The organism is Kribbella sancticallisti (assembly GCF_039530625.1).
Lineage (GTDB): Bacteria > Actinomycetota > Actinomycetes > Propionibacteriales > Kribbellaceae > Kribbella > Kribbella sancticallisti.
In genome coordinates, this window is sequence record NZ_BAAAOS010000048.1 from 150403 (window position 1) to 161415 (window position 11013).

Below are 11013 nucleotides of genomic sequence, written 5' to 3' on the forward strand. Positions count from 1 at the left end.
CTCGCGGGCAGGCGGCCGGATGCGTCACGGACGGTCAGCCGAAGGTGACACCGAACGTCGCGAGCCATGTCTGCACGACACCGATGTCCACCCGCTGCAGGCCGCCGAGGTAGCGGCAGTTGCTGGTGTAGACGTAACTGGTCACCGTCACCACGTAGCCGCCGTGGAACGACGGGCCGCCGGAGTCACCGAAGCAGGTGCCCCCGGTGCCGCGGTTGTCGTTGGGGTTGCCGTTGACCTGCAGGATCTGGTCCGTCAGCCGCTGGCCGGGCTGGTCGGCGTAGCGACGCAGCAGCGGGTACGTCATCGGCTGGACCTTCTGCGGACCCGAGTCGGGCTTGCGGACCTCGGTGCCGTAGCCGACCGAGGTGAAGAGGGTCTTGTTCAGCGTCGGCTGGGCGAAGGCGTCCAGGTAGTCCAGCGGCGCGATACGCGCCGGAGCGATGGTCGTGACCGGCCGGTCGAGCACGATCACGCCGACGTCGTTCCAGTTGTCCAGGTCGGTGAAGTTCGAGTACTCCGGGTGCGTGAACGCAGTACCGGACAGGTAGCCGGCCGCCTCCAGTTCGGCCTGGGTGTAGCCGACCGCCGGGTTGGCAGCGACCGGGAACGGCGACGGCGGCTGCTCGGCGATCACCGACTGGAAGGTCACCAGGGTCTTGCCCAGGGTGCCGTCGGTGCAGTGCCCCGCGGTGAGCAGGACGGTCGGCGAGACCAGCGTCGCGCTGCAGCGGAAGCGCCCGTCCGGCGTGTAGAAGAGGATCAATCCGACGTTCGGGTGCCGGTTGCCGTCCGGCTCGCCGCCGGTGATCGCGCTCGCCGGCAGCACCGGCAACAGCGCCATCACGAGAGCCAGTAGGGCAATGCCGATGCTGCGACTCAATCGACTCATGTCAGCTCCAGGGGAGATTCAGTGTTCTTGCACGACACACTGGAACACCGCGCAGGAAGGCGGTCCAGAGTTCCGGCCGAAGACGAGGGTCATCCTTCGGAAGCAAGGTGATGGGTCCCTCCGGAGGCCCGGAAGGCCGTTGGCGACTGACCGTGCCGACTTCGGAACGCTGTGCTGAACGGCCGTACGTCGGAGTAGCCGCACCGCCGGGCGATCTCGGTCACGGGCGCGCTCCCTTCGAGCAGCAACTGCGCCGCCAGGTCGAGCCGCATCAGCCGGAGGGTCGCCATCAGCGAAGCGCCGGTCTTCTCGCGGAACAGCCGCTCGGCATGCCGCTCGGACAGGTGGACCGCGGACGCCACCTCCCGGACCGCCACCGGCCGGGACAGGTTGTCGACCAGATGCCGCTGCATCGCCTCGACGACCACCTCGTCCCGCGAGCGCGACCGCGAGCGGGCGCTGGGGTCGATCGACAGGTCCTCGTCCAGAGCGAAAGCGCGAGCCGTGTCCAGCACCAGCGTCGTTCCCAGGGCGGCCAAGGATGCCTGGTAGCCCGCGAGCGGAGCCGCTGCCTCGGTGGCAAGACCGGCGACGGCAGCGGCCAAGCCACCGATTCGCGTCGACACGACCGGCCCGTCGGCTCGAGTCAGTCCTGACCACCAGCCCTGTCCTGAGGCTGACCGTTCAGCTCCGGCTCCTGCATCGGCAGCCACCGGCCGGAAGGTGAAGCCCCAGAAGGCGATTCCCAGCGGATCGGACCTGCTCGACTCGATCTCGTGGACGACACCCGGCCGGGCCAGGAAGAGGTCGCCCCGGCTCACGTCGTACTGCGTACTGCCGGAGTTGAAGCGGCCTTCACCGGCATAGGCCAGGCACACCTCGTGGAAGGAGTGGCTGTGCCAGTAGTTGCGCCAGTACTGCGGCCGGTAGTGCCCCCAACTCACGAAGTCCGCGTGGAAGCCGTCGACCTCGCAGGACTCCAGCAGTCCCGCGAGATCGACGAAGCGCTCCGCTGACGCCACGGACGCGAGGCTCAAGCGCCACTCCTACCGGTCGGGTCCACTCCCCTCAGCATCATCCCCTGCCCGAGCGAGTGGTCGTGGGTCTTCACCGTGGGCGGGTCGCCCGGGTCGCGGTACTGCACCAGCCAGGTGGTCCTCGGCTCGTTGCTGACGTTCACGCCGGAGCCGTGCACGGTCAGGTAGGTGAAGAACAGCACGTCCCCGGCCTCGGCCGGTTGCGGCACCGCGGACTCGAACGGCACGTCGGGCAGGTGGTACGAACCTTCCGGATCGTGTTCCCGCGGCCCCTGCAGGTGGCTGCCCGGCAGGATCCGCACGCAGCCCTTCTCCACGGGTGCGTCGTCGAAGTGGAAGATCGCGGCGCCCACCCGGTGGTACTTGTGCGGGAAGAACGGGTAGTCCTGGTGCAGCGGGAACGGCGAACCGTTCTCCGGTGGCTTCACGAACAGCTTGGTGTGGTGCAACTGCACGTTCTCGACGCCCATCACCGCGGCGGCCACGTCGGTGAACCTCGGGTCGACCAGCAGCCGCGAGAAGGCGGCGTCGTAGAACTGCGCGTCGTGCAGATGCCGCAGCCGGGTCTTGCCGCCGGACAGGCCCATCGCGGACTGCCAGGTCGGGTCGTCGTCACGGTTCAACCGGCTCAGCAGTTCGTGGCTGGTCTGCCGGTACGCCGCCGCTTCCTCCTTGCTGAGCAGGCCTTTCACCAGCACGAAGCCCTGCGCCGCGTACTGCGAGGCGAACTCCTGCAGCTGCGTCGAACCTTGTGTGATCGTCATTCTCCAGTCCTCCAGGTCGGGTACTCCCGAGCCTAGGAAGCTCGGCGCCCGGGCGGCAGGACGCGCCCGGACGCCGATGTTCGCCAAACGGACATGTCCGCCTGGCTACAACCCCAACTGGCCGAGCCGGACGCTGATCCGCGGATCCGTCGACAGCACCGGCGACTCCGTCTTCACCCACGGATCGCCGTCGAAGTACGTCTCGAAGATCTTCTCCGCGGTCCGGGTCGCCAGCGCCTGGCTGGTCAGCGTCGGATTCGGGCCGCCCAGCCCGTTGGCCAGCGCCGAGTTGTCCGCGACGAAGAGCCGCTTCACCGCCCGGGTCTCGCCGCGGGAGTCGAGCACCGAGTTCTGCTCCGACTCCCCCATCCGCATCGACGACTGGACGTGCAGGATCAGCGGCGCCCAGTCGATCCGGTAGACCTTCTTCGCGCCGGCACCGCGGAGCAGTTCCGCCGCCTTGCGGGCCATGAACTCCCTGTTCCGCAGCGTCCGGGCGGTCCGCTTGCGCTGCTTGAAGGTGACCTTCGGGATCGGGCCGTTCTCGTCGGCCGGCAACGCCGACGTGGTCACCCGGTTCTGTGACTCGACGTCGTCGTCGGTGATCACCAGCACGCTCAGCAGGTGGTCGAGCCCGCCGGCCATCAATTCCTTCAACTCCGGCCCCATCACGCGCCCGGCCGGACCGTCCCACGGTCCGGTCTTGCCCCGGCCGTTCTTGTACTGGCCGCGGATCCCGCTGTCGGACAACGTGGCCGAGAAGGCGTTCAACGCCGGCGGCAGCCCGACGTTCTCGAGCCCTCCGTACGGCGGGTAGTCCAGCCGCGCGCTGGATCCGACGCCCTTGGGGTTGCCGGTGTAGTCGTCGAACGAGCCGATCATCCAGTCGAAGAAGTGGTCGGTGTAGCCACGTCCCACCCAGCCGTTCGGGTTCGGCAGGCCGCTGTTGAACCAGAGCCGCGGGTTCTCCGTGCAGCCGCCGGACATCACCACCACGCGCGCGTCCTCGCGGTGCTCCTCACCCGACACGTTGTCCCGCCACGTCACACCCGACGCGGTCAGTACTCCGTTGCGCGACTCGGTGTGCACCCGGGTCACATAGGCGTCCGCGATCAACTCCGCCGGCTTCCCGCCGCGAGCCCACACCTCGGCCGTCAGCGCCATCGGCACGTAGCTGTTGTCGGTCGAGCGCTTGGCGAACTGGTTGCGCGGGGCACCGTTCGGCCGCATGCAGCCCTGGAAGCAGTACCCGCAGAACGTGCAGCCGGTCGCCTGCGGGAAGTTCAGCAGGTTCTTGTCCGAGGTCTTGCCGGCCGTGCCACCGGGCTGCAGAATCGCGTTCTCCTGCGGCCGGTACGACGGGCGGTGCGTGGTCTTGGTGGTCTGCACGGGCAGGTCCATCGTCTCCGCGCCGCGGAAGAACAGCTGCTCCTTGTGTCCCATCGCCGCGGTCTGAACCGGCATCAGCGCCTCGACCCACTCGAAGTACGGCACCATCTCCGAGTAGGTGAACGGGAACCGGTGGTTCACGTCGTACTCGTTGCGGTCGGCACCGTCGTAACCCTTGAACACGCCGGGATACGCGCGCGGGTAGTTGCCGTAGAAGTGCTGGGTGGTGCCGCCGACACCGGACAGCTGCCAGACGAAGGAGTTCTGCGGCCACTCCCGGAACCAGGCCGGCTTCGACCGATCCGTCGGGCCGAGCCGGAAGTACCCCGTGAGCGGGTTGTTGGCGTCGTTCTCGAAGGTGGTCCACTCCTCGCGCGGCTTCGCGTGCCGGGGCCCGGCCTCGAGCAGCAGGACGTCGAGTCCCTTCGCGGCCAGTTCCTTGGCCACCACCGGGCCACCGCCGCCGGCTCCGATCACGATCACGTCGCGCATCAGTCGTGCACCTCCGTACGCCCTTGGTAGTAGCCGATGAAGTCGTCCCAGCCCTCGACGGGTCCGTCCGGCTGGTAGCCGGTCAGGTCCCAGCCGACCGGCCGTTTGCGCAACTGCTTGGTCTTCTCGTCGAACACCGCGAACTCGCCGTACCCGCCGAAGGTGGCGAACTCGATCAGTGCGCCGCCGACGAACTTGAGCAGCCCGGACACCGACGCCTTCAACGGCTCGGGGAAGTGCACGTCGAGCAGCGCGACCAGGTCCGAGTCGGTCCGCTCGATCAGCTCGAACGCCTTCGCCTTCTCGGCGTACGTCAGCCGCGCGAACGGCGAGAGGTGCACTCCGTTGACGGCCAGCGGGTTCACCTGGGTCGCCATCAGGTTGAGCAGTCCGGCGATCGGGAACGACAACGGCAACGCCTCGTCGCTCTGCAGGAACGCCGCGAAGGCGCGATCCAGGCTGCGGAGCTCGGCCGGCAGTACTTCGAGGCCGGGCAGCGCGATCCCCGTGTCGGCCATACCCGTCACCAGGGCGGCGCCGATCGGTTGGGCCAGCGCGTCCGGGAACGGCACGAAGTTGTCCAGCGCGTGGATCATGAAGTCGGTCGCGCCGGCCTCCAGCGCACCCGGCGTACGGCTGCGGGTGCCCTGGGTCCGGGAGTAGGCGTCCGGTCCGGGGAGACAGAACGTGGTCAGGCCGTTCAACGTGTCGCGGGCCAACTCGGCCAGCACCGGCCGGATCAGGTCGACCGTCGGAGGCAGGAGGGGATTGGTGGCGGCGTCAGCCGGAGCCAGGAGACTGCGGGCAAGCAGTCCCCCACCTCCGAGCGCCGCACCGAGCACACCTATCCGGGCCAGGAAGGCCCTTCGGGCAAGAGGAACTGCAGCAGGCATACGGGGTCCTTCGCAGTGAGACGGGGGGGCATGCCGACGTCCCACAGGGAAGGAACCACCGGCACCACTGGTCTTACAACGACCAGTGGTGCCGTGAGGTCACTCGTTTGTTTCGGCCTTTGTTTCCACCGGTACGGTGATCGGCCGCAGCCTGGCCCACAGCACGAACACGGCGGCGAAGGCGAGCATCGCGATCCCGCCCCACAGGTTGATGTTGATCCCGGCCGCCTTGGCCACTTCCTGCGGGTCCGCGATGATGCCGAGGATCGTCAGCAGCAGGCCGTAGATCGCGATCAGGGACGCGATCACCACCCGGATGTCGAACGCGCCGGCCTTCTTCTTCCGTTGTTGCTCAGCCATCGTGAGTCACTCCTTCCGGGGGTGGGTCAGCCGAAGACGATGTTGAGGACGATGGTCATGGCCAGCGCGATCCCGGCCAGCAGGGTGGGCTTGCGGTACCAGCCGTGGTCGCCCTCCTGCGCGGTCTCGGTCCGATCCTCCTTCGGGGTCAGCGAGTACACCAGGCCCTTCAGTTCCTCGTCCGTCTTCGGCCTGGTCCGCAGGCTGATCAGCACGCTCAGCAGGATGTCCACCACGAACGCCGCACCGGCACCGACGAAGCTCGCGCCCTGGCCCGGCAGGTCGATCACGCCGGTCTCGGACAGGATGAAGACGATGACGGCGGTCGTCGTACCGCTGACCAGGCCGACCCAGCCGGCCGTCGCGGTCATCCGCTTCCAGAACATACCGAGGATGAAGGTGGCGAACAGCGGCGCGTTGAAGAACGAGAACAACTGCTGCAGGTAGTCCATCAGGTTGCTGTAGCCGGACGCGATCGCCGCGGTGCCGATCGCGATGATCGTGCCGCCCACGGTGACCCAGCGACCGGTGCGCAGGTAGAACGAGTCGTCGCGGTCCTTCACGATGTACCGCTCGATCAGGTCGTACGTCATCACCGTGTTGAACGAACTCAGGTTCGCCGCCATGCCGGCCATGAAGGAGGCCAGCAGGCCGGTGATCGCCAGGCCGAGCATGCCGTTCGGCAGCAGGTCGCGCATCAGCAGCAGCAACGCGTCGTTGTAGGTGACCGAGCCGGCCTCACCCGCCTTGACCCTCGCCAGTTCCGGTACGGCGACCGCCGCGATCATGCCGGGGATGATGACGATGAACGGGACGAACATCTTCGGGAACGCGCCGATGATCGGGGTCCGCCGGGCGGCCGACATGTTCTTGCTCGCCATCGCCCGCTGGACCTCGACGAAGTTCGTCGTCCAGTAGCCGAAGGACAGCACGAAGCCGAGGCCGAAGACCAGCCCGATCACCGACAGGAAACTGTTGCTGAAGCCGCTCAACTCGTTGCCGGGCCAGGCGCTCAACTGCTCGGCACCACCCGGCGAGGCGGTCACCTTGTCGACCAGGCCCTGCCAGCCGCCGACCTTGTGCAGCCCGACGATCGTCAGCGGCAGCAGCGCGGCCACGATGACGAAGAACTGCAGCACCTCGTTGTAGATCGCTGCGGACAGGCCGCCGAGGGTGATGTAACTGAGCACGATCACCGCGGCGACGACCACCGACACCCAGATCGGCCAGCCGAGCAGCACGTTGACGATGGTCGCCAGCAGGAACAGGTTCACGCCCGCGATCAGTACCTGGGCGACCGCGAAACTGATCGCGTTCACCAGGTGGGCGGGTTTGCCGAACCGGCGCAGCATGAACTCCGGGACGCTGCGGACCTTGGAGCCGTAGTAGAACGGCATCATCACGACGCCGAGGAACAGCATCGCGGGGATCGCGCCGATCCAGAAGTAGTGGACGGTCGGCATGCCGTACTGCGCGCCGTTGGCGGACATGCCCATGATCTCGATCGCGCCCAGGTTGGCGGAGATGAACGCGAGACCGGTCACCCAGGCCGGCAGCGACCGGCCGGACAGGAAGAAGTCGAGGCTGTTCGAGACCGCGCGTTTGGCGAGATACCCGATTCCCAGGACGAAGGTGAAGTACAGCGCGATGATGATGTAGTCGATCGCCGTGGCATCCAGCCGCAGAATCGAGTCTTGCGCAATCACAAGCCGGTCCTCCGCATCGTCGTGCTGACGCTAAGTGGTGTTACCGGTGAGGAACGTTACTCTCACTCTCCGACACAGTCCCCCCGAGCCGCGCCGGTGCGTTTCGCCCGCTGAGGACAGCTCCGGTGACCGTCGCCGGCCGGCCAACCCACCCTGCCGGGCTGAGCGCGCGAGCAAGCTCGCAGAAGTCGGCGGGGGGAATCCTCACCGGTTTCCGCGAGCTTGCTCGCGTGCTCAGGGGCCAGGTGGTGCAGGTCGCGCCGGGCGGTCACCAACCGTCGGGGTCATTCGTCAGATGCGGACTTCAGCGACCACAGGGCGGTGGTCGCTGCCGGTGGGGTTCATCACCCAGGCCTTGGTGGGGACGACGCCGCGGACCATGATGTGGTCGATCCGGGCCATCGGGAACTTGGCCGGCCAGGTGAAGCCGAAGCCGGAGCCGGCGGCGCCTTGGGCTGAGCGGAGGCCGGCGGTCAGGGGAGCCAGGCTGCGGTCGTTCGCCGTGCCGTTGAAGTCGCCCATCACGATCACGCCGGCCAGTTTCTCGGCCGCGATCTGCTGACCCAACTGCTCGATCGTGTCGTTGCGCTGGTTCGACGTGAAGCCGCTCGCGCCGATCCGGACCGACGCCAGATGCGCCACGTAGAACGCGACCTTGCCCTCCGGCGTGCTCACCTCGGCCCGCAACGCCCGGGTCCAGGCGAAGCCGACGTCGACCGACTCGCTCTCCTCGACCGGGAACTTCGACCACAGCGCCACCGTCCCGCGAGCGACCACATGCGGATATGCCTCGGCGAACTGGGCCTTGTAGACCTTCAGATCAGCAGGGGTGATCTCCTCCAGCGCGACCACGTCCGCGTCCGCCGCGAGCAGATCCTGCGCCGTCTTCGCCGGATCGGGATTCGCCGCGTCCACGTTGTGCGACAGCACGCGCAGGTCGTGCGCCCCGCCGCCCTTGCCCGGGACCATCAGGTGCCCGTACATCAATCCCCAGACCGCCAGCGGCACGAGCAGCGCCACCCCAGCGGTCGCCGAGCGCCGTACCAGCGCTGCGACGGCGAGGATCGGGACCGCGAGGCCGACCCACGGCAGGAAGGTGTCGAGCAGGCTGCCGAGGTTGCCGAACGAGTTCGGCACGTACCGGTGGAACAACAGCGGGAACGCCGCCAGGATCGCCAGCACGGCGATCACCCAGCCGCGGCGCCACTTGCCGGCGCGGCGTTGACGCCGGTCGGCGGTGCGCGCGGGCTTGGGCTTCCGGCGAGTGGTGACGGTCTGGCGGTCGGACATGCACAGATTCTTGCGGACGCCGGTGCCGTACCAAAGTCAGGGCGGGCAACGATTCGGCCGCGCAGGCGTGCGAAGGACCCGGATTTCATCCGTAGGAACGACCGGTCCGGCCGAAGGGACGAACGTCACGCGGACCGGTTACCGGTGCCGGGTTAGGGTCCGGGCATGGCTGAGCAGACGTACCAGTGGGTGGATCCGGCGCAGGTACTGGCCCAGACCGCGACGTTGAGCGGGCTGGAGTACATGGAGGGCCTGCGCGACGGGACGATCCCGCCGCCGCCGATCGCTGTCCTGATGCAGTTCCGGCCGGTGCAGGTCGAGTCGGGCAGGGTGGTGTTCGAGTGCGACCCTTCGCAGGCGCACTACAACCCGATCGGGATGGTGCACGGCGGGCTCGTCTGCACGATCCTCGACACCGCGACCGGCTGCGCGGCGCACAGCACTCTGGACGCCGGCGTCGGGTACACGTCGGTCGAGATCAAGGTGAACTACCTGCGCCCGGTGCTGTCCGACACCGGCGTACTGATCGCGACCGGCCAGGTGATCAAGGGCGGCAACCGGGTGATATTTGCCGAAGGCAACGTCACCACCGGTGCCGGAGACCTGGTCGCGACGGCCAGCAGTACCTTGCTGGTCCGCCCGCGCCGGGCCTGAATCGAGCCGGTCGCCACCACCGGTCGCTGCGGCAGGTACCGCGGGCCTCCCCCACCACGCGCCCGCGGCACACCCCGTGCTTCATCGAACTCAGCCTCCCCCGCCGGCGCCGATCAGCTCTGGTCGTCGACAATCGCGTCGGCGGCGTTCTTCTTCACCGAGGCGACGCCGTTCAGCGCCGAGTCCTTGCTCTTGTAGCCCTCGGAACTGGCGATGATCTGCCCGTTCGGCGCTTTCAGCCGAAACCTGTACTCACCCCTGCTGTCCTTGTAGACCTCGAACTTGGCAGCCACGACGCACCCCTCCCTGGTCTGACCCCGTCTTACGCCTGACTATCTCCGCGCGAGGGGTCGGTGTTACCGGATAGGCGGGGTGGGTTGACCAGACCGCGCAGCCGGTACGGCGTACCGGCTGCCGCGCCCGGCCCGGCAGCGGTCGAGTGGGTGTCAGTTCTTGCCGGCGAGGAGTTTCTCCAGGTCGTCCAAGGTGGCCATCGCGCCGAGCGGGCCGAGACCCAGGAACCACACCTCGTCGTTGACCCGGGCGACCTTGCCCGCCTTGACCGCCGGCAGCGCCTTCCACAGGTTGCCGTTGACGACCGTGTTCTCGGCGGTGGTGTCGGGCTTGCCGTAGCTGGAGTAGAAGATCCAGTCACCGTCCGACTTGCCGATGTTCTCCTGGGAGACCTCGACGGCCAGGTCCTGCACGTCCTGGATCTTCGGCCGCGGCAGGCCGATGTCCTTCAGGATCACGCCGATGAAGGACAGGTTGCCGTAGAGCCGGATCTCGCCCGGGCGGAACCGGACCAGCGAGATCGTCGGCGACCCGGTGACCTTGCTCTTCACCTCGGTGGCGCGCTTCTGATAGTCGTTCAGCAGTCCGGTGGCCTTGGTCTCCTCACCGAGCGAGTCGGCGAGCAGCAGGAAGTCTTCCTTCCACGGGAACCCGGGCCGGATGCTCATCACCGTCGGCGCGATCGCGGACAGCTTGTCGTACAGGTCGTTGGCGCGCAGCTTGCTGCCGAGGATCAGGTCCGGCTTCAGGTTCGCGATCGCCTCGAGGTTCAGCTCGCTGATGCCGCCGACGGTCGGGATGTCCTTGGCCTTGTCGGCCAGGTAGCTTGGTACGCCGTTCTGTCCCGCGGTGGTGGCCATGCCGACCGGGGTGATGCCGAGGGCGAGGACGCCGTCGAGCTCGCCGCTGTCCAGCACGACGACCTTCTCGGGCTTCTTCTCCAGCTTGGTCTCGCCGAGCGCGTGCTTCACCGTCCGCGGGAAGACGCCGGCCTCAGCATCGGAGCCGAGCTTCGCGGTGGCCTCGTCGGCGGTCGAGAACAGCCTGCCACCGGTCGCCACCTCGGTGTCACCGACTCCCGTGTCGGCCGACTTGTCGTCATTGCTGCCACACCCTGCCAGCAGCACCGTCATCATCGCCGCACCGGCGATGAACCGCCGAGCCGTTCCCATCACGAGCAGTCCCTCTCCTAGATCAACGATTGAGAATACAACGACTTTGGATAGGCACACCTAACGCCCT

The 11013-nt window shown here is 67.7% G+C and carries 11 protein-coding genes; 1 reads left to right on the forward strand and 10 read right to left on the reverse strand.

Translation table 11 applies throughout. The annotated features are described in order from the left end of the window. Positions 1-34: 34 nt before the first annotated feature. The 8 genes from ABD255_RS30055 to ABD255_RS30090 form a co-directional block, all read right to left on the reverse strand. Positions 35-892 carry a trypsin-like serine protease gene (locus ABD255_RS30055; protein ID WP_344219943.1) on the reverse strand — a complete coding sequence of 286 codons (858 nt, stop codon included), beginning with the start codon at positions 890-892 and terminating at the stop codon, positions 35-37. An 89-nt stretch (positions 893-981) separates the two neighbouring features. Then, entirely contained in the window at positions 982-1929 is a 948-nt protein-coding gene (locus tag ABD255_RS30060; RefSeq protein WP_344219945.1) for a helix-turn-helix domain-containing protein, read from the reverse strand. Then, positions 1926-2693 carry a phytanoyl-CoA dioxygenase family protein gene (locus ABD255_RS30065; RefSeq protein ID WP_344219947.1) on the reverse strand — a complete coding sequence of 256 codons (768 nt, stop codon included), beginning with the start codon at positions 2691-2693 and terminating at the stop codon, positions 1926-1928. The genes ABD255_RS30060 and ABD255_RS30065 overlap by 4 nt, the downstream gene beginning before the upstream one ends. Positions 2694-2798: 105 nt before the next feature. Further along, positions 2799-4574 (reverse strand): GMC oxidoreductase, encoded by a 1776-nt coding sequence (locus tag ABD255_RS30070; RefSeq protein WP_344219949.1) that lies wholly within the window; start codon positions 4572-4574, stop codon positions 2799-2801. Further along, on the reverse strand, positions 4574-5467 hold the full coding sequence (locus ABD255_RS30075) for a hypothetical protein (protein WP_344219951.1): 894 nt from the start codon (positions 5465-5467) through the stop codon (positions 4574-4576). The genes ABD255_RS30070 and ABD255_RS30075 overlap by 1 nt, the downstream gene beginning before the upstream one ends. Before the next feature lie 99 nt (positions 5468-5566). Continuing rightward, positions 5567-5827, reverse strand: coding sequence for a hypothetical protein (locus ABD255_RS30080; RefSeq protein WP_344219953.1), 261 nt, complete (start codon positions 5825-5827; stop codon positions 5567-5569). 26 nt (positions 5828-5853) lie between these two features. Then, positions 5854-7533, reverse strand: a complete 1680-nt coding sequence (locus ABD255_RS30085; RefSeq protein ID WP_344219955.1) for a sodium:solute symporter family protein — start codon at positions 7531-7533, stop codon at positions 5854-5856. Positions 7534-7824: 291 nt separating this feature from the next. Next, on the reverse strand, positions 7825-8823 hold the full coding sequence (locus ABD255_RS30090) for an endonuclease/exonuclease/phosphatase family protein (protein ID WP_344219957.1): 999 nt from the start codon (positions 8821-8823) through the stop codon (positions 7825-7827). Between the two features lie 165 nt (positions 8824-8988). On the opposite strand from ABD255_RS30090, the gene ABD255_RS30095 reads away from it, so the two are divergent. Then, positions 8989-9477 (forward strand): PaaI family thioesterase, encoded by a 489-nt coding sequence (locus ABD255_RS30095; protein ID WP_344219959.1) that lies wholly within the window; start codon positions 8989-8991, stop codon positions 9475-9477. Between the two features lie 113 nt (positions 9478-9590). Here ABD255_RS30095 and ABD255_RS30100 read toward each other — a convergent pair whose 3' ends face one another. After that, complete coding sequence (locus ABD255_RS30100) at positions 9591-9770, reverse strand: YegP family protein (RefSeq protein WP_344219961.1); 180 nt, start codon at positions 9768-9770, stop codon at positions 9591-9593. 153 nt (positions 9771-9923) lie between these two features. Then, positions 9924-10943, reverse strand: coding sequence for an ABC transporter substrate-binding protein (locus tag ABD255_RS30105; RefSeq protein ID WP_344219962.1), 1020 nt, complete (start codon positions 10941-10943; stop codon positions 9924-9926). Positions 10944-11013 lie beyond the last annotated feature (70 nt).

Excerpts from the sequence above, each read along its gene's own strand:
- ABD255_RS30075 (WP_344219951.1), bottom strand. The coding sequence starts at position 5,467 with ATGCCTGCTGCAGTTCCTCTTGCCCGAAGGGCCTTCCTGGCCCGGATA.
- ABD255_RS30095 (WP_344219959.1), top strand. The coding sequence starts at position 8,989 with ATGGCTGAGCAGACGTACCAGTGGGTGGATCCGGCGCAGGTACTGGCC.
- ABD255_RS30070 (WP_344219949.1), bottom strand. The coding sequence starts at position 4,574 with ATGCGCGACGTGATCGTGATCGGAGCCGGCGGCGGTGGCCCGGTGGTG.
- ABD255_RS30055 (WP_344219943.1), bottom strand. The coding sequence starts at position 892 with ATGAGTCGATTGAGTCGCAGCATCGGCATTGCCCTACTGGCTCTCGTG.
- ABD255_RS30105 (WP_344219962.1), bottom strand. The coding sequence starts at position 10,943 with ATGGGAACGGCTCGGCGGTTCATCGCCGGTGCGGCGATGATGACGGTG.
- ABD255_RS30090 (WP_344219957.1), bottom strand. The coding sequence starts at position 8,823 with ATGTCCGACCGCCAGACCGTCACCACTCGCCGGAAGCCCAAGCCCGCG.
- ABD255_RS30065 (WP_344219947.1), bottom strand. The coding sequence starts at position 2,693 with ATGACGATCACACAAGGTTCGACGCAGCTGCAGGAGTTCGCCTCGCAG.
- ABD255_RS30080 (WP_344219953.1), bottom strand. The coding sequence starts at position 5,827 with ATGGCTGAGCAACAACGGAAGAAGAAGGCCGGCGCGTTCGACATCCGG.